Annotated in this window: 19 protein-coding genes; 15 read left to right on the top strand and 4 right to left on the bottom strand. The window is 45.0% G+C overall.

What is annotated here, in order from left to right:
• The first annotated feature begins 43 nt into the window (after positions 1–43).
• The 9 genes from KIH87_RS06780 (at position 44) to KIH87_RS06820 (ending at position 8,168) form a co-directional block, all read left to right on the top strand.
• Positions 44–1,558 (top strand): nitroreductase family protein, encoded by a 1,515-nt coding sequence (locus KIH87_RS06780; RefSeq protein ID WP_232360776.1) that lies wholly within the window; start codon positions 44–46, stop codon positions 1,556–1,558.
• Positions 1,555–2,544 (top strand): lantibiotic dehydratase C-terminal domain-containing protein, encoded by a 990-nt coding sequence (locus KIH87_RS06785; protein WP_232360777.1) that lies wholly within the window; start codon positions 1,555–1,557, stop codon positions 2,542–2,544. The genes KIH87_RS06780 and KIH87_RS06785 overlap by 4 nt, the downstream gene beginning before the upstream one ends.
• Before the next feature lie 5 nt (positions 2,545–2,549).
• The gene (locus KIH87_RS06790) at positions 2,550–3,710 is read left to right on the top strand and encodes an ABC transporter permease (RefSeq protein WP_232360778.1); all 1,161 of its coding nucleotides are present in this window, start codon (positions 2,550–2,552) and stop codon (positions 3,708–3,710) included.
• Entirely contained in the window at positions 3,703–4,869 is a 1,167-nt protein-coding gene (locus tag KIH87_RS06795) for an ABC transporter permease (RefSeq protein ID WP_232360779.1), read from the top strand. The genes KIH87_RS06790 and KIH87_RS06795 overlap by 8 nt, the downstream gene beginning before the upstream one ends.
• A 21-nt stretch (positions 4,870–4,890) precedes the next feature.
• The gene (locus KIH87_RS06800) at positions 4,891–6,015 is read left to right on the top strand and encodes an efflux RND transporter periplasmic adaptor subunit (protein ID WP_232360780.1); all 1,125 of its coding nucleotides are present in this window, start codon (positions 4,891–4,893) and stop codon (positions 6,013–6,015) included.
• Positions 6,016–6,018: 3 nt separating this feature from the next.
• Positions 6,019–6,699, top strand: a complete 681-nt coding sequence (locus KIH87_RS06805; protein WP_232360781.1) for an ABC transporter ATP-binding protein — start codon at positions 6,019–6,021, stop codon at positions 6,697–6,699.
• 52 nt (positions 6,700–6,751) lie between these two features.
• The gene (locus KIH87_RS06810; RefSeq protein WP_232360782.1) at positions 6,752–7,195 is read left to right on the top strand and encodes a DUF2141 domain-containing protein; all 444 of its coding nucleotides are present in this window, start codon (positions 6,752–6,754) and stop codon (positions 7,193–7,195) included.
• 24 nt (positions 7,196–7,219) lie between these two features.
• The gene (locus KIH87_RS06815; RefSeq protein WP_232360783.1) at positions 7,220–7,777 is read left to right on the top strand and encodes a DUF7010 family protein; all 558 of its coding nucleotides are present in this window, start codon (positions 7,220–7,222) and stop codon (positions 7,775–7,777) included.
• A 166-nt stretch (positions 7,778–7,943) separates the two neighbouring features.
• Positions 7,944–8,168, top strand: coding sequence for a hypothetical protein (locus KIH87_RS06820; protein WP_232360784.1), 225 nt, complete (start codon positions 7,944–7,946; stop codon positions 8,166–8,168).
• A 449-nt stretch (positions 8,169–8,617) separates the two neighbouring features.
• Here KIH87_RS06820 and KIH87_RS06825 read toward each other — a convergent pair whose 3' ends face one another.
• The 3 genes from KIH87_RS06825 to ygfZ form a co-directional block, all read right to left on the bottom strand.
• Positions 8,618–11,977 carry an amidohydrolase family protein gene (locus KIH87_RS06825; RefSeq protein WP_232360785.1) on the bottom strand — a complete coding sequence of 1,120 codons (3,360 nt, stop codon included), beginning with the start codon at positions 11,975–11,977 and terminating at the stop codon, positions 8,618–8,620.
• Between the two features lie 304 nt (positions 11,978–12,281).
• Positions 12,282–12,767: an FKBP-type peptidyl-prolyl cis-trans isomerase gene (locus tag KIH87_RS06830; protein ID WP_232360786.1), complete on the bottom strand. Its 486-nt coding sequence runs from the start codon at positions 12,765–12,767 to the stop codon at positions 12,282–12,284.
• 181 nt (positions 12,768–12,948) lie between these two features.
• A complete protein-coding gene (gene ygfZ / locus KIH87_RS06835) occupies positions 12,949–13,923 on the bottom strand; it encodes a tRNA-modifying protein YgfZ (RefSeq protein WP_232360787.1) in 975 nt (324 codons plus the stop codon).
• Positions 13,924–14,049: 126 nt separating this feature from the next.
• On the opposite strand from ygfZ, the gene KIH87_RS06840 reads away from it, so the two are divergent.
• Together KIH87_RS06840 and KIH87_RS06845 are read left to right on the top strand one after the other, a co-directional pair.
• Positions 14,050–14,301, top strand: coding sequence for an FAD assembly factor SdhE (locus KIH87_RS06840; RefSeq protein ID WP_232360788.1), 252 nt, complete (start codon positions 14,050–14,052; stop codon positions 14,299–14,301).
• The gene (locus KIH87_RS06845) at positions 14,273–14,755 is read left to right on the top strand and encodes a protein YgfX (protein ID WP_232360789.1); all 483 of its coding nucleotides are present in this window, start codon (positions 14,273–14,275) and stop codon (positions 14,753–14,755) included. The genes KIH87_RS06840 and KIH87_RS06845 overlap by 29 nt, the downstream gene beginning before the upstream one ends.
• A 14-nt stretch (positions 14,756–14,769) precedes the next feature.
• Here the strand turns inward: KIH87_RS06845 and nadB are convergent, their stop codons facing one another.
• Complete coding sequence (nadB, locus tag KIH87_RS06850; RefSeq protein WP_232360790.1) at positions 14,770–16,392, bottom strand: L-aspartate oxidase; 1,623 nt, start codon at positions 16,390–16,392, stop codon at positions 14,770–14,772.
• 529 nt (positions 16,393–16,921) lie between these two features.
• Here nadB and rpoE point away from each other — a divergent pair.
• From rpoE to KIH87_RS06870, 4 genes are all read left to right on the top strand, one after another.
• Positions 16,922–17,500: an RNA polymerase sigma factor RpoE gene (gene rpoE / locus KIH87_RS06855; RefSeq protein WP_232360791.1), complete on the top strand. Its 579-nt coding sequence runs from the start codon at positions 16,922–16,924 to the stop codon at positions 17,498–17,500.
• Between the two features lie 101 nt (positions 17,501–17,601).
• Positions 17,602–18,228, top strand: coding sequence for a sigma-E factor negative regulatory protein (locus tag KIH87_RS06860; RefSeq protein WP_232360792.1), 627 nt, complete (start codon positions 17,602–17,604; stop codon positions 18,226–18,228).
• Between the two features lie 13 nt (positions 18,229–18,241).
• Entirely contained in the window at positions 18,242–19,210 is a 969-nt protein-coding gene (locus KIH87_RS06865; RefSeq protein WP_232360793.1) for a MucB/RseB C-terminal domain-containing protein, read from the top strand.
• Positions 19,207–19,692 carry a SoxR reducing system RseC family protein gene (locus KIH87_RS06870; RefSeq protein WP_232360794.1) on the top strand — a complete coding sequence of 162 codons (486 nt, stop codon included), beginning with the start codon at positions 19,207–19,209 and terminating at the stop codon, positions 19,690–19,692. Before KIH87_RS06865 ends, KIH87_RS06870 begins: the two co-directional genes overlap by 4 nt.
• Positions 19,693–19,745 lie beyond the last annotated feature (53 nt).

Here is a 19,745-nt window from a genome sequence, read left to right on the forward strand (position 1 = left end):
TAATCAGGGGAGCCAATATTAAATGGGCGCTAAGGTGAATGAGATGCAAACGGCTAAATTGACAACACTGACATTAAAAGACGCTTGGGGGCTGGCGACAGATCGCCGCTTCGACAACCTGAATATGCCTATATTGCAGGACAGCCGTCATTACGGCGCGAAAGCGGATAAGTCGTCAAAAATGGCTAAGTTGGTGTTTTTGAATACCAATGTGCCTCGTCAGGCTCAGTCATTTGCTGATTTCCTGGCTGGAAAGCCGTGTTCGTTATCTGAATTGTCTTTTGCTGACAAAATGAGTTTGGTGCTGCGTTATTTGGCTTCTCCGGTTCGATATGAACCGTTAAATCGTCCAGATGTGCATTATCCGGTAAGCTCTTTTGGTGGTTTGTTTTCCTGTGGCATTAAGTTGATTGTTAGACATGAAAAAGAAAACCAGAGTCAGTCGAACAACGTAGACGTTTATCACTATCACGCTAACTACCACGCGCTGGAGCAGGTGGCTTCTAATGTGAATTACGGTACTGAATTGGCGGCGGGCGAATGTCATATCGCTATTGTTGGCCATTATTGGGCGGTTGCTCGCAAGTATGGTGAATATTCCCCTTATGGCGTGGTGCTGGATGCGGGAATCGTACTTACGCAGTTGCAGTATTTATTAGCATTGGCTGGCGTTGCAGCCACCACAGAAAAGACTGATTTACAGATGTTACAGTCATTGTTGGTTGAATCCGATAGCGTTCAGCAAACTTTGGCGGCCTTGAGTCTTTCCATTGACGATGAACATAACGCGTTAGCCTTTTTGCAACAGACACAAACGCATCGAGTGTCTATCTGGTCTGAGCCGGAAGGTATTCATGAACGTTTCCACAACTTGCAAAGCTTGTTAGATATTTTCGCCACGCCTTATGAGGTTTGTGAAGCTGCTCATTCTAAACAGACACTGTCGGAACAAGCTCTAGCTGAATTACCACAGGACGATGTGCTGGATGTCTTGGTTCGCCGTTCGGCAGCTAACGATGCCACTGGATTTTCTCAAATTAATAAAGTGCTGGATGCGGGCTTCCTGACTCGATTTTTGTCTGTGTTGACTGGATTGAAAAGCCGCCGAGAAACTATGCCCGCAGAATCCGCTTTGCAGGTGAAAGTGGCCTGGATAAATCCATATGGCCCGGCAATTGGTATGTACGATGGCGCAGGTGAACTGCAATACCAGCCTAATCAGACCGAAGCCTTTTTAGATATCTTGCGCGACTGTCTTTATAGCGATAACCAGAAATATAATCTGGCTTCGATGGCCTTTGAGCTGTTTGTTACGGTTGATACCGCACAACTGGAGCGGGATTACGGTGACGCTGCCATACGGTTGGCGCATATGGCGGCCGGAGCCTTGGGGCATGATATCTGCCTGGCTGCGTCTTTGTTTGACGCTTTCGCTCGTCCGGTACGTATGTTCCGCGACACCAAATTACAGCAGCGACTTGGACTGGAAGGACAGCTAGTGGTTCAGGTTCTGGTTGGTTTTAACCGCCATCACAACTTTGCATTGAAACTATTATGAGTATGAATTACACACGAAACTGGACAGCATTTCACATTTTCCTGCACGACGTTGAGCAGCAGGAGCGCTTTATTCGTGAGTGGTTGTCGGTGAAGGTGAAAGACATTAAAGCCTCTGGCAGCGCTGATGCCTGGTTCTTCTTGCGCTACTGGGATGGCGGCCCTCATGTTCGTGTTCGCTTTTTGAATCTGAAAAATGCAGAGGCTTTGCAGCAGGAAATCCAAAGCGCAGCGCAGCAATATATCAGTGTCACGCCTCTGACGGCAGAGCAGTATTACGGTAATCACAGTTTTGATGGTGAGCCTGTGGATTTTGCTTCATTGCAATGGCATGACGACGGTTCGGTCGAGATGTTTGATTATGAGCCTGAATTCGCTCGTTATGGCGGTGAACTTGCCATTACGGTGAACGAGGATCTGTTTTATATTTCCAGTGAAATTGCTCAGGCCATTATCGCAGCGACACAAGGCAAGATTGAACAGCGCTTGCAGCTTTCCATGAAAATCATTGCTTGTAGTATTTTTGCCATTAACCCAGAGCCAATGGCCTTGCAGCAATTCGCAACTTATTATGCTGAGTTTTGGCGCGGGCATGCTGGCGGTATTAATCCTGGAAGCCCAGATGTACAACTACAAGCAACATTAGAAACCTTTCGTCAGGAAACCATTAACAATAGCTCTGCTGGCGGCTCTTCTGGTGGCTCTTTTGGAGTGATAGGCACTTGGGTTAATTTTCTTAAGAAAAGTGTTCCACAATGGCAAAAGATATACGAGGATGGAGGTCTGATTTCTCCTGTTGATGGAAGTAAGGTGTCTTCAACAGAACAATTTCATATGGCGATAATGAGCATGGTGGGTTCCCAGATCCACATGCTGAACAATAGGTTGGGGGTAACCCCGGCTTACGAGTTTGTGCTGGCTTCGCGTATTCGTGATGCTCTGGCGACAAACGCTTCTGCAACAAGTTCTCCAACAGAGATAGGTTAGCGCTTATGTTGGGTGATTTGATGCTATCCTGGGCCAATATCAAGCGTAACAAGCTGAGAACCTTGTTACTGCTCTTCACTATTTGTTCCGGTTTCCTTATTTTCGGTGTGCTAGGCACGCTTAATTTTTCCATGTCTGGCGGTAGCGATACCTTTGCTCAAAGCCGTTTGATGGTCATGAGTCAAGGCGGCTTGGTGAATCCGTTACCGCTTTCCTATCAACAACGCATTGCCAAGATTGATGGTGTTGAATCGGTGGGGCACGCCACCTGGTATGGCTTGCATTATCAGGACACAGATCAGGATATTATGTCTTTTGCCGTGGATGCGGAAAACTGGATCCCACAACACCCTGAAATGGTGATGGAGCAAGGGGCGGTGGATAACTTCCTGCGTACCAAGAATGGCTTGTTGGTGAATTATCACATTGCCAAGCGTTTTGGCTGGCGAGTCGGCGATGTCGTCCCGCTGAAAAGTATTTTATTCCAGCCCAGTTCTGGTGAAGGTTTCTGGTCTTTCAAGGTGAGTGGTTTGTTTACGACAACGGATGAGTCTGGCGGTCGTAAGTATGTCATCGCTCATTATGATTTTTTGAATGACAGTCGGGTGATTTGGCAGAACACGGTGGGCACTTTCATTGTTGTGCCAGAAGAAGGCGTGGAGCCAAATCAGTTGGCGACTCGTATTGATGATCACTTTTTGCGTTCATCTAATAATACTTTTTCTGCGACGGACAAAGCCTTCCACGATGATTTCTTTAAGCAGTTTGGTGATGTGTTTTTCATTATCAAAAGTGTCGTGTTGATTTCGTTTTTATCTATCGTATTGGTTGTTGCCAGTACCATTGCACTCACTGTGCGCCAACGCACACGAGACATTGGGGTGTTGAAAGTGATTGGTTTTTCCAATGCACGTATTTTCGGCATCATTTATGGCGAAACCTATATTTTGGTGGCCATTGGTGCTTTGGTTGGCTTGGCGCTGAGCTTTGGCGTGAACAAAGCCATGATTTATTACTGGCCGATTATTCCCGATATTAATTTGCCTTCCTTCGTTGTGCTGCAAGCTATTGGAATTGCGCTGATGCTAGGTGCGATTGCCGGGCTTATTCCCAGTATTCTGGCGTTGAAAATGAAACCAGCGGAGGCATTTAAAGTCCATGAGTAAGCTTGGTTTATATTTGCATTTCTTTGCTATTTCTACGCGTTTCATGTTGAAACAGAAGTGGATGTCGTTGACCTCAACTCTGTCGATTACCTTGGTGGTGATTGTGCTGATTGGTTTTTTGTCGATGGCGAAAGGCTTTGAAAAAGCACTGACGAACTCGGGTTCAGAGAACATTGGCATTGCTTTAAGCTCTAATGCTCAAACTGAGATCACCAGTGATGTGAGCCAGGAGCAGGTAGAAATCCTGCGTGGTTTGGTGACTCAGGCGTATGGTTCCAAGCAAGTGATTTCGCCTGAATTGGTGATCATTGTTTCTGGTAATTTGCGTGGCTCGGATAAGAAAATCAATATCAACCTGCGAGGGTTATACGAGAATGCTGTGTCGCTACATGAAGGCTTTGAGTTGGTTGCCGGTCGCATGTTTAGACCCGGTACGGCTGAGTTGATTGTGGGTGAAAATCTGTCGCGCCGAGTATCTGGTTTGGATATTGGTAATGAAGTTCGATTGGGTGGCGTGGATTGGCGCATCGTCGGTACGTTCAAATTACAGGGTAATTTGTTTGAATCGGAAGTGTGGGGCAGTGTGCAAACGGTACAGAGTGACTTTGAGCGTCAGAACCAGTTTCAGTCTGTAAGAATGCCGATTGTTGACGAAGATTCCTTGATTAACCTGATGCTGTTGATTGGAGACGAGCGTCGTCTGGATCTGATCCTGCAAACAGAAAAAGAATATTTTGTGCAACAGTCCAGCAGCACGGTTGGGTTGATTAAATATATAGGTTGGCCGCTGGCGATTATCCTTTCGATTGGTGCGTTTTGTGGCACGTTCAATACGTTGAAAATGGCGGTGGATGCCAGACAGCATGAATTGAAAATCCTGAGTTTATTGGGCTTTCAGCGCAGCATCGCGTTTTTTATGTTGATGTATGAAGCGTTTATTTTCTCCTTGATTGGAGGTGTGTTGGGCATCGTTATTTCCTGGTCGCTGTTTGACGGCCTGTTGGCTTCTACTTTTGGTAGCAGCTTTAATACGGTGTCGTTTGCTTTGCATGTGGATAGCCTTACGTCGTTGCAAGCATTTGGACTGGCTGTAGCGGTAGGATTGTTCTCGGGATTAATTCCTGCGTACTCGGGCATGAAAGTGCGAGCCGGGAAGTAGTAGTAAAAAAGATAGACGACCATGACTGACAAAATACAAGCATTAAACGAACTTCGAATTGACCGCTCTGGGCAGAAAGTCCGTCGTGCCAATAGAAATAAAAAAGCGCTGGCAATAGCTCTTGTTGTTGCGTTGGGTGCTGGCTATATGGGGTGGCAGGAGTGGTCGGCGGATGATCAATCTTCGCACACAGCACGTTCTGTTAGTCGCGTAGATACTTCTTCTAACCAAGGAGGACGTGCAGAATCTAATGTTGTTGTTTCCAATACGTCTCTTTCCACAACCAGTTCATCGGATAACGACGTTAACAAAAAGCCTTCGATAACTGGCAGTATTCTTGAAGTGTCGGGGCATATTACGGCACAACGTATTGCCACGGTTTCAGCCAAAACCATTGGCTTGATCAACGAAGTATACGTGGAAGAGGGCGTTAAGGTTGAGGAAGGTCAGGCTCTTGCTAAATTAGACACTCGCATTGCTGAGCTGGATTTGCAATTGGCTGAAAGTCGTCGTGCTTTGTATAAAGCCGAAGTAGAGAAACGCGAAGCTGAGATTCTGGATGCCAAGCGCAAGTTAAAAAGACAACAGGACTTGATGAGCGAGAATTTCTCGAATCAGTCAGACATCGATACTTTAACCATTAATATCAAAGTATTAGAAGCGAATCTGGAAACCGCAAAAACCAATGTATTGCTGAATGAACTTGAGATTGAGCAGCTGCAAAAACGCTTGTCGGATCATACTATTCGAGCACCTTTCTCGGGCGTTGTCACAACCAAAAATGCACAGCCGGGGGAGATCATCTCGCCAAGTTCCGCGGGGGGCGGTTATACCCGTACTGGTATTTGCACCATTGTTGATATGGCATCGCTGGAAATTGAAGTGGATGTGAATGAGTCGTTCTTGAACATGATCAGTGAAGGGCAACGAGTACAGGCTGAATTATATGCTTATGAAGATTGGCATTTTGAAGGACGAGTCAAGAAGATAGTGCCAACTGTTGACCGCTCCAAGGCCACGGTGCGAGTGCGCATCGAAATCCTGGAAAAATCCGAGCGCATCTTACCCAATATGGCGGTGAGAGTCAGTTTTATGGAAGACCAGGCACAAGCTATAGCCGGGCATGCATTGACAGGAATGAAGTAAACCATGATAAAACTACAAAACGTTAAAAAAGCTTATCATCGCAAAAACGCTGATGTCCGGGTGTTTGATGATTTGAACTTTTCTATCAATGAAGGTGATTTTTACGCGGTAATGGGGCCTTCCGGCACAGGTAAAAGCACCTTTTTGAATTTGGTCGGTGGTGTAGACAGGGTTGATTCAGGTGAATACTGGTTCAATGGCGAACGTATCGACGGATACACTGAAGGACAACTTTCAGAGTGGCGTTCACATCATGTTGCTTTTATTTTTCAGTCATTTAACTTGCTGAAAATATTAAATGCCGCAGAAAATGTTGAACTGCCTTTGCTTCTGACAGATTTGCCCAGTGCAGATCGTAAACGTCGAGTGATGAAAGCCTTGGAACTTGTAGGATTACAGGATCGTGCTGAGCACTTACCCGATGAATTGTCTGGAGGCCAGCAACAAAGGGTAGCCATTGCACGCGCGATTGTTTCTGACACGCCTTTGATTTTGTGTGACGAACCAACGGGTAACATTGATGCGGAAGCCACCGAAGAGATTTTGGAAATATTACAGCTATTGAATAAAGAGTTTAAGAAAACCATTGTGATGGTGACACACGATTTACATGCTGCCGAGTATGCCAACCAATTGTTTTCTCTTGAAAAGGGTAACTTTGAAGAAAAGTTCGCTCAGAGCTGATGAGAGTAAACAGGCTTGGGTAAGCAAATCGACAATAATGGAGAGTGAAAGTATGCGAATTCAAAAATTGAAAACTTTGTTGGCGATGAGTTTCATGACGGTGCTGATGTCTCCCAGTGCATTGGCGGCAAATTACAACCTGACCGTAGTGGCAACCGGGATCAGCTCAGAAGCGGGTTCGGTTAGAGCGGTGTTGTGTACGAAAGAAGAAGCGTTTCCCAACACCTGTGCAATTCGAGAAGCGGTGCCTGCGAAAAAAGGCGTTGTGAAAATCGAGTTTAAAGATGTACCAGAAGGCGAGTATGCTTTTGCTGCGTTCCATGATGAAAATGATGATGGGCGTATTGATTCCAAGGGCAGAATGCCGTCGGAAGGTTTGCTCTTCAGTAATAACGCCATGGGGCGAATGGGGCCGCCTTCCTTTAAGCAAAGTGCTTTTGAATTGTTGGATAACAAGCGATTGATGGTGCAAATCCGTTATTTGCAGAAGAAGTAATTCTTTAATATGAGTAGCCTATAGATGAGTAGTGAACAACATTTGGAGCAGTTAAGACAGGATTTTGAGCGCACGACGAATCGCGCGGTGTCTTTACCTATTTCTGGCGCTATCGTTTGGACTGTGGTGGGTATTGCCAGCCTGTTTTTAAATCAGTATTACGCTACTCTCTTTTTGTTGTTTGCTACCGGTGCGATATTTCCTATGGCGTTAGGTATTGCCAAGCTACGTAAAGAAAATATCACTTCATCAGTCAATCCATTGTCCAAGCTGATGGCGTTGGGTGTGTTAATGGTCAATCTGCTTTGGGCTGTGCATGTTCCTTTAATGATGAAAGCGCCGCAATTCGTGCCGTTGAGCGTTGGTATCGGATTAGGGTTACACTGGATTGTCTATTCCTGGATAGTGCAACATCCCGTGGGTATTATCCACGCCATAATGCGAACAGTATTATGTGTTTTGGTATGGCTATTCGTACCTGTGAATACATTAACCTTCATTGCGATCGCTGTTGTTGTCTCTTATGCAGTCAGTATTTATTTTATGTTGTCTCGTGACATCACTGGCTTGGATGATCATTAACTCATTGATTTGTAGCTATTAAACCTTATTTCTGAATGGGGTTTCAAAGCCCTGTTTGCTTCTCTTCATAATCCTTTTCTCTACAGAATGTTAGTTTCTCTGTTATTTTCTTAATCCGTTAACTTCCATTACAGAGTATAAAAATATATTCCTATTGAGCTTGTGTATGTCTCAATGGTGTCTATTATTACCTTCGTGTATTTTGCAATATCATTATTTAGCCATGTATGTAGAAAAAAGAGAACTGTTGGAACTGATCAGCGAATTGCCTGAGCAATGTGAGCTGGAAGAGTTGCAGTATAAAATTCATATTCTGGAAAAACTAAAGCACGCAGAACAAATCGCCCTGAGAAATGGTGGCGTTTTATTTGAGGAAGCAGAAGGTTTTTAAATAGACTTGTGTCGCTTTCACTAGCATGAAAATAATCCAGTAGCACGGAGTATTATTGCCCTGTTTGTTTGGCAGAGAAACAGCAGGGCAATATGCTCTTTCTTTTTCTCTGTACTTTTCCTTTTAATGTTTTCTTATGCGCAGCTCGGATTAAGCAGCGAGCAGGTGTGTCGTTATGTTCGATGGAAGGATGGGCTAGGTAAAGGTAGTGATGCACGGGGGGAATCAGTGAGTGAAGACTATCACATTAGGTTCGTTAAGTTACTAATGTTGCAAAGTAATTGGAATATTTAGCTGAAGTTTTTCACGTTTTTAGCCGAGGCTGAAGAGTAAAGGGACTCGAAGTACGTGTTATAGTCCTCAAGCATCTAGTAATTATAAAGACAGACGAGTTGTATGAGAGGTAAAGTAGCCATCCCCAATGTTTTGAGGATGGCTGAAAGATTGGACTAGTGAACCCAGTGGTATAGTTCAGCTTTGTTTTGCATTTCTACCGCTGTTTCTTTTGGCATGAATTGGACATTGTCGTCTTCGAAGAAGAACTTGTGACGTTTATGCTTGCTACCTACTTCATTCATGGTTGCAGATTCGTATACGCGGCCATTTAGCACGGTGTAAGTGACGAATTCGCTTTTACTAATATCGTTTAATACATCGCCATCAATAACAACCAAATCCGCTAATTTGCCGCTTTCGATGCTACCCATGTCTTTACCCATTCCCAAATGCGTTGCACCATCAATAGTGGCGCCGCGCAGTGCTTCCCAAGGCGTGAATCCGCCTTGAACCATGCTCCATAGTTCCCAATGAGCAGCTAAGCCTTCACGTTGACCGTGGGCACCAATATGAACACTAACTCCATTGTCTCGTAGCTTTTTCGCATAAGTGGCTACGCGAGGGTGATTGTATTGCTCGTCAGGTGCTGTTGTACGGCGAATCGCACGCTCATCTAACAGGAACGAAGGTGTGTAACGCAACAAGCGTTCGTTTTTCCATACTTCTGTTCTGTCATACCAGTATTCTTCACCCATCATGCCGCCGTATGACACGATAAATGTTGGGGTGTAACCGAATTTGGTTGAGGACCAGAGTGTTGTCAGGTCGTTATAACCATATGCAATTGGAATGGAGTGCTCCAGGCCAGTGTGACCATCTACCAGCATGCTCAGGTTTTGATGGAACTTACCGCCGCCTTCTGGCACGACCATCATGTTGAGTTCTCGAGCCGCTGCCAGAATTTGCTGACGTTGAGCACGAGCAGGTTGATTGTAGCTCTTAACTGAAATGGCGCCTTGGTCTTTTAAACGCTGAACATGGAATAGAGCATCTTCGTATGAATTTACCACCGATTTATGGCTGATAAGCTCGCCACCGTAAAGGATTTTCCCGGTAGAGAATATGCGTGGTGCAACGACGTTCCCTGCTTTTTGTTGCTCAGCAGCAGCGAAGATTTCCGTACTGTTGTTCGATGGGTCGTGAATGGTGGTTACACCAAATGAGACATTGGAGTACATCATCCAATTTTGCTGTGGAATGATTTCCTTGCGACCTTGAGCGCCATGAGCGTGAGCATCAACCAATCCCGGAACGACAGTTTTATCGGTTACGTCGATAATTTCAGTGCCTTTAGGGATATCAACATTCTTTCCAACAACAACGATGCGATTGTCTTTAATCAGTACCGTACCGCCTTCGATGACTTCTTGTTCCACATTGGCATTTCTCATGGTAACAATGTTGCCACCAACTAACGCTTTGTAACCCGTTGGTTTGTCTGATTTTTGTTTGAAGCTCAGATTTAAGCCTTCAGCTTCTGGCTCTGGTAATGCTTCTGGCGCCCCTGCAACGAAGTCAAATGCGTCTTTTAGATCACGTTCAAAGAAACGAGGGCCGTGGAACCAGCTGATTGTTTGGCTGTCAGGGCTCCAATTCAGATATTGACCAGCGCGGCTTGATAATTGTTTAACCGGCATGGCTTTGTTGCTGCCGTTGAGTGTTTGGCGCTTACCTACTTCAACAAAGGGGGTAACATACACTTTGTATTGTTCAATGAAAGCAACCCACTTTTTGTCATGAGACAAACGATATTCCTGTACCTTGTCGGCTCCGTATAAATGTTCGCGACGATCTTCACCGTTAAGGTCAACACTTGCTAATTGGAGTTCAGGGTAAGGTGCTGAAACGCTGTCGGTGAAATAAACGCGATCATTGTCTCCGGCAAAATGAGGGGCTGAACCTGATTTGCTTACACGCTTGGTGTCTTGGGTTTTGATATCCAGAACATAAATGCCTGGGTCTACTGACCATTTGGGAGGAAGTAGATAGCCACCAGTGAATTTCTCATAAGTGATTTTCTTACCGTCGGTAGAAAAGCTGGGACTAACATAATGCCCCGGCTCTTTGGTCAGGGTTTTACCTGTGCCGCCTTTGGCTGACACCATTTTGATGCTACCCAGTTCCTGATCATTCCAGGTGCTGTAAACAATGTATTTTCCATCGTTGGAGTAACGTGGGTAGAATTCATCGTGATCATCTTGTTTGGTTAAGCGCTTGACGTTTCCTGATTTCAGATCTTTTACGTAAAGTTTGCCTAAGGCTTGAAACAGAATTTGTTGTCCATTGGGCGACTTCTGTGACCAGCGCAGCATTTTTACGTCAAATTCGTCCGGTGCAACATCCACATCAAAATGAAGGGCATCCGCATATTGCAGCTTGGCTTCGATGTTGACTGGAATGTCGTTAATTGAGTTGTCTTTAATATTTAACTTGTGAAATTTACCGGCTGTCCAGTAAACCAGAGACTTGGAGTCTGGCGTCCAGTCAAAGTAAGGGAAGTAACCTTCGGAGCCAAAGCCTTCCTGGTTGTCGTGCTCCATGTTCAGAGTCAACATGGTTTCTTCACCATTGTGGACGTTTTTCAGGAACAACGCGGTTTTTTCTTTTACTCTGCGGAGGAAGGCAACATAACGACCGTCGGGGGATGGTGTGGGTACAACTGCACCACCTGTGCCTGAGATATAACGCTCAACTTCGCCTTCCAAGGTATCGTAACGATTGATAGCAAACGTTGATTTCAATGGGTCACGATTGTAGGAGAAGATGTGGCCGCTAGTGATATCGCGAGTGTAATAGATGTATCTACCGTCTGGAGAGAAACTTGGATCAGCTTGGTTTTTCTGATCTTGCTTGCCATTGGAGCGTTCTTGAATGGCAACGCCTTCACCGCCTGAAACGTGATACATCCAGATTTCACCAGCAGGAATACTACGACGAGACATAATGCCTTTTGTTGCTACCAGATACTGACCATCGGGGCTCCATTTAGGGGAGTGGATCAGGTTTTTCTTTTCTGTGCTGATTTGCTTGAGATTATTCCCTTCCAGATCCATCGTCCAGATGTTGGAAATGCCACCACGGTCTGAAATAAAGGCGATGGTTTTACCATCCGGGCTTACGGTTGGTTGAATGTTCCAGGCGAAATCTTGGGTTAAGGCTTTTGCCTTGCCGCCATCGATATTCATCATGTAGATGTCACCCAGCATATCAAACACAATGTGCTTGCCATCTGGGGTTACATCCAGGCTGGACCAGGTTGTTTCGTTCGTGTCTATTTTGACACTGTGCAAAGGAAATGGAGGATTAAGAACATCCCATTCTTTTTTCTCTGCTTCTTCGGTGGTTTTGGTTAGAGATGCTTCGTTTTCATTCTCTGAGCTTTTCTCAACAGCCAATGTTGTGAAGCTCAAGCCAAGTAAACAGAGACACAGTAGTCTTTTGGTATTTGGCAGGAGTGGGAACTGATTTTTCATTCGGACTCTCTACGTAGTTATAATTCTGATTTCTGTCGCTGACAGAAGGGCTTTTTGTCTGTCAAAGGCAATCTTTTAAAGATGGTTCGGCATAGTAGCCTAAATCCTTTACTTCGGAGGGGGATTATATTGCAATTTTGTGAATGTGAAGGGCAAAGATTGCTTTACGTTTATACAAAAGTGTATGGATTTGTGTCGATAATCGACAAAATGTGTATAAAAATAATCGAATTGATGTGGATAATGGTAAGAAATAGAAAGTTGCAAGAGAGCGCCTGAATATGACGCTCCCGGAAAATAGTTATTAGTGGTTATGACCACAGCCACCTGGACTATGAGCGTGACCGTGTTGCACTTCCTCTGCAGTTGCAGGGCGAACTGAAACTACTTCAACATCGAATGACAAATCGTGGCCAGCAAGTGGGTGGTTGCCATCAACAACAACGTGATCTTCACTTACATCAATAATAATCACCGACTGGTCGCCGTGATCGGTAGAGGCTCTGAATTGCATACCAACTTGAGGTTCCATACCTTCGAACATATTTTTCGGTACAGCTTGAACCAGTTGGTCGTGACGTTCGCCGTAAGCGTCTGCTGCGGGAACGGTGGTTTGCATTTTCTCGCCAGCTTCACGGCCTAATAACGCATTTTCCAAGCCAATAATCAACTGACCGTGACCAAACAGGAATTGAAGAGGTTCATCGCCGGCGGTGCTATCAATATCGACACCATCGGGAGTGGAGACTGTGTAGTGAATTGCTACTACAGTATCTTGAGCAATTTTCATAGGATTAACCATTTATCTAGAATGAGCGCTAATTGTAACTCATTGAGTTTGAGATTTTTGCACTATTTTTGATGTGCTTTTTATCTTATATCAGTGAAAAGGAACAAGTTCTCTATCAGCCGCAGGGAAGCGGCTGTTGATAATCCATGGATTGATTCGACGAGTCGTTTGGAATCGCGAGTTAGCCCTCAAGAGAATAGGGCAAAGGACATACTTGAAAGACAATATCGGGATTGCTTTGTAAGCGTATTGATGGTGACTCTTCCAAATCATTGGGCAGAACGGCAAATGCCCAGGTTTTTCCTGCTTCTGTTGTGTTTTTCTCTGTAGCGCTGCTCTCTGTTGCACTGTATAGCACCGTGCCGATGCGACGCCAGTTTTCTCCCAATTGAAGTTCCAGAGTTTCTCCCGGAGGAATTGACGCTTCTACTGCGCTCTCCAAAATGGCTCCGGCGCGTTTGTTTTTGCCTAGATATTTGGTACGAGCCACCACTTCCTGCCCCATATAACAGCCTTTTTTGAAGCTAATGGCGTTTAATGCCTGAAGGTTCATCATTTGAGGCACGTACTCTTCGCTCAGTTCAGCGTTGAGTTTAGGAATGCCTGCCTGAATATCTAGCGCATTCCACAGGTTTTCTTCGGCGGATGTGGCGCTAGACAAGATGTTTTCTATTGTTAAGGACTTCGGTAGTAAAAGCGCAAAACGTGTCACAGGTTGGGAAAGTTGAGTTAACCAGATATCGCCATTGGCATGAGAAGCATACTGGCTGGGTGTATTTTCATCTGGGCTTGCTAACCCCAACTTTTCCATTGCCGAGACGGGAAACTGTTCCGTGATAACACCCCAATATTGGTATTGTTCGCTAACATCGGTGAATTCAATTTTGGAGAAAACCGAATACTTCTTCAATTCTCGAAGGCTGTTCTCGGTGCACCCTTTGTCAGTGATAAGTAAATAGTGATCGTCAGCACACAAGACTTGAAATATCGCCCAGGTTTTCCCTTTGGCACTGCAATGAGCGGCAAGGGTTGATTGCCCGCTGGATAACAGGGTTAAATCGGCTGTGACTTGCCCTTGAAGAAATTGCTGTCTGTCTTCACCTGTGACCAGAATGATGGATTTTTCAGTAATAGGACAAAGAGTAAGGTCAGACATATTCGTTCTCGTTATTAAAATCTGTTGAGTGCGTTTATATGCTGGCAATATGGGGCTATAATCGCAACACTCAAGCAGATTTTAATAAATTTGCGTCTGGAAAAATGCAACTTAAGTGAAGATTGAATGTTTGATAAGAAACGTGTTTCTCGACTGAAATGGGCTTGCCGTCGCGGGATGTTGGAGTTGGATGTGCTGTTTATGCCTTTTGTGGAAGAAGCATTCGACGAATTAAGTGACGAAGATAAAGAACTCTTCGAGCGCTTATTAACGTGCGACGATCCGGATTTGTTTGCTTGGTTTATGGGACATGCCAAGTGTGAAGACCCCGAATATGCCAGGATGGTTAATGTCATTCTCGATAGAGTCAAAGTATAGAATTCAGGTAACGCCTGCCCGGTTTCGCGCTTATTCGATAGTTACCATCGGGGCGGTTTTTATTTCCTCTGTCTGGTTATGGCAGCCTGATTGGTTGCCTATGCAACTGTATATGCAGTTGCTTTTAACTCTGCTGTTATTGATTCACACATATCAATTATTGCGTAAGCGATGGCGCACAGGTTTTGTGTTGTCGCTCATGCCTGATGGTCGAATGCAATCTCTTTGTGAGTTAGATAACACGGGGAGTGATAAGCAGTTCGCTTTGTTGCTTAATCCGGGCATTCAGTGGCAGATCTCATCTCGCTCAAGGGCAATACCTTGGTGTTTATGGCTGCACCTGACTAACATGCAGCAACAGAAACTGTGGGTTTGTTTATATTCTGATGAACTGAGTGATGCTGATTATCGCAGGTTGTGTTTAGCGATCCGCTATCAGCATCACAGAGGCTAAGTTGCCAATTCAGATTAATGTGTTTTCGGATGCGTTTTCGAAACTATGGTGGGTGAAAGCACGGTTGGGCCAGATTCAGCAAGTTGATCCGGGTAATCCAGATTGTAGTGCAAGCCTCGGCTTTCCTTACGTTCCATGGCACAGCGAACGATTAATTCCGCGACTGTTAGCAAGTTACGCAATTCTAGCAGGTTATTACTGACCCTAAAGTGTGCATAGTATTCCTGTACTTCCTGTTTCAGCAATTCGATACGATGCATAGCGCGTTCGAGCCTTTTGTTAGTACGCACAATGCCTACGTAGTCCCACATAAACAGGCGTAGTTCGTGCCAGTTATGTTGGATAACCACTTCTTCATCTGAATCACTAACCCGGCTTTCATCCCAGGCTCTAATGGGCTCGTTTGACACTTCTTCATTCAAGCGAGACAAAATATCTTTTGCGGCAGCATGGGCAAATACTACGCACTCCAGCAAAGAGTTACTCGCCATACGATTAGCGCCGTGTAATCCGGTGTAAGCGACTTCACCGATGGCATAGACGTTGTCCAGATCGGTTTTCGCGTTCTTATCCGTCATGACACCGCCACAACTATAGTGGGCTGCGGGTACAACAGGAATGGGATCGCGGGTGATATCAATGCCCAGAGAACGGCATTTCTTATAAATATTCGGAAAATGTTTGATGACAAACTCTGCTGGCTTGTGACTGATGTCCAGGAACATACAGTCGGCGCCCAGACGCTTCATTTCATAGTCGATAGCTCGTGCCACAATATCACGAGGCGCTAATTCCAAACGCTCATCAAACTTATGCATAAAGCGGCTGCCGTCGGCGTGGCATAAATAAGCACCTTCGCCCCGTAGCGCTTCGGTTATCAGGAAATTCTTGGCTTGGGGATGATATAAACAAGTCGGGTGAAACTGGTTAAATTCCATATTGGCAACGCGGCAACCTGCACGCCAAGCCATTGCGATACCGTCACCACTGGCAATATCCGGGTTGGATGTGTATTGATAAACCTTACTGGCTCCGCCGGTGGCAAGTGTGACAAAGCGACTGCGGATCACTTCAACCTGTTCAATCTTTCTGTTCCATACATAACAGCCTAAACATTGTTTACTGTTATTTTGGCTGGTGATCAGGTCGATAGCGTTGAAACCTTCCATCAATGTAATGTTTGGGTGCGCTTGTACAGCCTCCGACAAGGTGTATTGCACCGCTTTACCTGTTGCATCAGCTGCGTGCAAAATGCGTCGGTGCGAGTGACCACCTTCACGAGTCAGGTGATAGCGAGTACCGCCTTGGGCATCGGTTTCTTCATCGAAATCAACACCAGTGTCAATCAACCAGTTCATACAGTCTTTAGCATTCTGCGCGGTAAACTCCACTATGTCCTGATCACAGATGCCTGCACCAGCCAGCATGGTGTCCTGGACGTGTGACGCAATGGAATCCTCTTCGTCGAATACTGCAGCAATGCCGCCTTGGGCATACTTTGTGGAGCCTTCAGACATTTTGCTTTTACTAATGACGACGACCTGGCAGTGTTGTGCCAGTTTTAATGCCAGACTGAGGCCTGCTGCGCCGCTACCGATGACAAGCACATCACATGAATATTCAACGGGTTGGTTCATAGGATTGAAGTTAATTGCCTTTATTACTGTTTAAATAAGGGTGATATGTCTAATGCTCAATGAAATTAATCATACCTGAATGATCTTGGCAGAAACGTACTTTTGCGTATGTTAGCGTGTATGCAAGAGGATCATTGTGCAAAACAAGGCGCTCATCATACCGTTAAGCGAGGGAAATTAAAAAAGGAATCCAACCGGTTTTGATTGAAAAATGTACATTGAAGTGCGTTTTTTGTCTGAATTTAATCTTAATGCAATTTATTTTTACATTTTTCAGAACTTTTTCATGGTGCTGTAGTCTATTAAGTTGCTTACTTGAGCCAAACACCCAAAATGTTCAGGGAAACTGCATATGGATAGCGGCCTTGATTAGGTGGTTTACATTTAATGCTTAGCCTGTTCAAGCGAGATGAATCGCTATAAACTTGCCTGCATTGTGAAAGCCGCTTTAATTAAAGCTGGTAGCAAAGTGTGCTAAACGATTTGATTCCCTCGGGTGACAAAAGAAGAAATAGGAGATACGGCTCGAATGAGCGAGCAAGCGACAGATCAGCAAATTGTTGAGCGGGTACAGCGTGGTGATAAGAATGCGTTTGGTTTATTGGTAACCAAATACCAGCATAAGGTTGCTCATCTTGTATCCCGATATGTGAAAAATTCCGGTGATGTTGCTGATGTGACACAGGAAGCTTTTGTAAAAGCATATCGAGCGTTAGCGAATTTTAGAGGGGAAAGTGCGTTTTATACCTGGCTATATCGTATTGCAGTGAATACAGCCAAGAATTACCTTGCATCGCAAGGGCGCAAAGCACCAACGAATGATGTTGACGCAGAGGAAGCAGACTTTTACGATGGCAGTGACTCGTTGAGAGAAAATTCAACACCTGAACGAGTATTGCTAACGGAAGAAATTAACCGATTGTTGTTTGAAACAGTGGAGAAGTTACCCGAAGATTTACGTATGGCGATTACCTTACGTGAAATTGAGGGAATGAGTTACGAGGATATTGCCAGTGTGATGGATTGTCCGGTAGGAACGGTGCGTTCCAGGATATTCAGAGCTCGGGAAGCAATTGATGCAGTGATTCAACCATTGTTGCAAAGATAAAGTATTACAAAGATTAAGTGCTACAAAGAGAACATGATCTTTGTCGATACACAGTAAGTGTGCTAATTGAATAATAAAATAAGCCGTGGCATTGAGGTATTATGACGCAACGTAAAATCGAGAGCCTGTCAGCGTATATTGACGGCGACCATCAGGATGGAAAGTTTCTCGAAGAGCTCCGTAGTGATCCAGAACTCATCAGTAAATGGCACCGTTACCATATAATTAAAGACGGACTGAAAAACGAATTACCGACCGAATTGCATTTGGATTTGTCTGACAGTATTGCCAAAGCCATTGAGAAAGAACCAGTGATTATGGCGCCCAAGCCATCGTTACTGAAAAGCTTTTTCGGTAAGGGATCAAAAGGTTCTGTTACGCCTTTGGTGCAACAAACCGGGCAGTTTGCGATTGCCGCGACTGTCGCCGTTGCTGTTATTCTCGGATATCAACAGTACAATACCCCTGTCGCTGAACAGCCATTTAGCGCCACTCCCGTTATTCCTGTTTCTGGTATTCAAGGTGGTTTGTCACCTGTGAGTTTGGAGCAAACTCGCTCTTTGCCGGGGAATGATGTTATGGAGCAAAGACGTCGCTTAAATGCTTATTTGAACGATCATAATCAACAAGTACGTCGGAAGAGTAATGTTGAACCTAACTCAAATACCCCAGATGATGCATCGAATGAGGGTACGAACAAAGATAGCGGACATCCAGATAATAAATAGATATGTTGCAAGCTTGCTACTGATAGCGAGCTTGGTTTTTACCTCTTTGGCTGATGCCCGCTCTGATGTTTCCCGAACGTCAGGCGCGGCAGTTGTATGGCTGGATAAGTTGCGTTCCAGCCTGCACAATCTGAATTACCGAATTACCTTTGTTGTCACAAAACCTAATGGCGAGTCCGAGCCTTATCTGTGGCGTCACGGTGTTCAGGATGGCATTGAGATGGAGCATCTTAGCCTGTTGAATGGCCCCGGGCGAGAGGCATTCCGTATTGGGAACAAAGTGAGTTACTTTGAGCCCAATGGGGAGCCTTACAGTATTCGTTCCAATTACATCAATGGGCCAATCCCTAAACAGTTTTTTAAGCCACCTGAATTGTTGCAAAATGCCTACGATATAGTGCTGGTCGGCAAGAGTCGTATTTCTGGTTTGCCTGCGCAGCAAATTCGTATCGTCAGTGCCGATGGCAGTCGATACAGTTTTACTGTCTGGTTGGCGTACGACAGCGGGTTACTGCTGAAATTGGATTTGCTGGATATGGAAGGCAAGCTCATCGAGCAAATTCAGGTGACATCCATTCATGTTTCCGATGAACCTGATGAGTATTTTACAAAAATTGAGCGAGATAAGTTGCCGGAAATTGCCAGTGTTCACAGGCATAAGGGATTTAGCCATCAATGGAAAATAGATTGGTTGCCTAAAGGCATGGCAATTATTAAAGAGGATGTGCATCAGTTGCCGATGACCGGGGAGCTGGTGGATTATGTTCTGCTCAGTGATGGATTGGTGGATGTTTCTGTGTATATGCGTGAGCTGCAAGGGCAACTGCCGGAAAGCGGCTGGTTACGCCATGAATCTACCACCTTGTTGTCACTTAATAACGGCACAATGGAAGTGACTATTGTGGGCAAGATCCCACCTAAAACAGCGAATGCTATCGCGAGTTCCATTAAACCTGTTCAGTTAAAAAATAGCCGTCGATGATTGAAGAAATAGGCGTTGTTAAACACGTTGATGGGCAGCATCTTATCGTTAGTACCGAGATGAAAAATGCTTGTCAAAGCTGCGCGCAACGTAGCCATTGCGGTACGGGAGCTGTTGCCAGAGCGTTAGCGAATAAAGAAAATCAGATCTTGGTTGCAAGGAATGAGTTGGATGATGATTTTCAGGCGGGTCAGCAAGTTCGATTGGGCGTGAGCGAAGAAAAGCTACTGGCGGCATCTTCAATTATGTATTTGGTTCCTTTGCTGGCATTAATTATCGGCGCTTTATTAGGGCAGCAGATTTTGCCGTTATTGGGATTTCACGCCGAAAGCTGGTTAGTTCTGTTTACAGTTGTCTGGATGTGGGGGACTTATCGAATCTTACGCATATGGACTCAATCCCGATGTCAGCAGCAATTTAACCCTGTTCTGCTTGGTAAGGCTGAAATGAACGAATTAGTTCAAGAAGACAAGCCCGTTTAAGCGTGCGATATAGCTTCTAACTATTCAAATTCCTGTTTTCATTTCAACAATCA

Source organism: Paraneptunicella aestuarii (genome assembly GCF_019900845.1).
Classification (GTDB): Bacteria; Pseudomonadota; Gammaproteobacteria; order Enterobacterales; family Alteromonadaceae; genus Paraneptunicella; species Paraneptunicella aestuarii.

Coding starts and splice junctions, on each gene's coding strand:
- KIH87_RS06780 (WP_232360776.1), top strand. CDS start 44: ATGCAAACGGCTAAATTGACAACACTGACATTAAAAGACGCTTGGGGG.
- KIH87_RS06785 (WP_232360777.1), top strand. CDS start 1,555: ATGAGTATGAATTACACACGAAACTGGACAGCATTTCACATTTTCCTG.
- KIH87_RS06790 (WP_232360778.1), top strand. CDS start 2,550: ATGTTGGGTGATTTGATGCTATCCTGGGCCAATATCAAGCGTAACAAG.
- KIH87_RS06795 (WP_232360779.1), top strand. CDS start 3,703: ATGAGTAAGCTTGGTTTATATTTGCATTTCTTTGCTATTTCTACGCGT.
- KIH87_RS06800 (WP_232360780.1), top strand. CDS start 4,891: ATGACTGACAAAATACAAGCATTAAACGAACTTCGAATTGACCGCTCT.
- KIH87_RS06805 (WP_232360781.1), top strand. CDS start 6,019: ATGATAAAACTACAAAACGTTAAAAAAGCTTATCATCGCAAAAACGCT.
- KIH87_RS06810 (WP_232360782.1), top strand. CDS start 6,752: ATGCGAATTCAAAAATTGAAAACTTTGTTGGCGATGAGTTTCATGACG.
- KIH87_RS06815 (WP_232360783.1), top strand. CDS start 7,220: ATGAGTAGTGAACAACATTTGGAGCAGTTAAGACAGGATTTTGAGCGC.
- KIH87_RS06820 (WP_232360784.1), top strand. CDS start 7,944: ATGTCTCAATGGTGTCTATTATTACCTTCGTGTATTTTGCAATATCAT.
- KIH87_RS06825 (WP_232360785.1), bottom strand. CDS start 11,977: ATGAAAAATCAGTTCCCACTCCTGCCAAATACCAAAAGACTACTGTGT.
- KIH87_RS06830 (WP_232360786.1), bottom strand. CDS start 12,767: ATGAAAATTGCTCAAGATACTGTAGTAGCAATTCACTACACAGTCTCC.
- ygfZ (WP_232360787.1), bottom strand. CDS start 13,923: ATGTCTGACCTTACTCTTTGTCCTATTACTGAAAAATCCATCATTCTG.
- KIH87_RS06840 (WP_232360788.1), top strand. CDS start 14,050: ATGTTTGATAAGAAACGTGTTTCTCGACTGAAATGGGCTTGCCGTCGC.
- KIH87_RS06845 (WP_232360789.1), top strand. CDS start 14,273: ATGTCATTCTCGATAGAGTCAAAGTATAGAATTCAGGTAACGCCTGCC.
- nadB (WP_232360790.1), bottom strand. CDS start 16,392: ATGAACCAACCCGTTGAATATTCATGTGATGTGCTTGTCATCGGTAGC.
- rpoE (WP_232360791.1), top strand. CDS start 16,922: ATGAGCGAGCAAGCGACAGATCAGCAAATTGTTGAGCGGGTACAGCGT.
- KIH87_RS06860 (WP_232360792.1), top strand. CDS start 17,602: ATGACGCAACGTAAAATCGAGAGCCTGTCAGCGTATATTGACGGCGAC.
- KIH87_RS06870 (WP_232360794.1), top strand. CDS start 19,207: ATGATTGAAGAAATAGGCGTTGTTAAACACGTTGATGGGCAGCATCTT.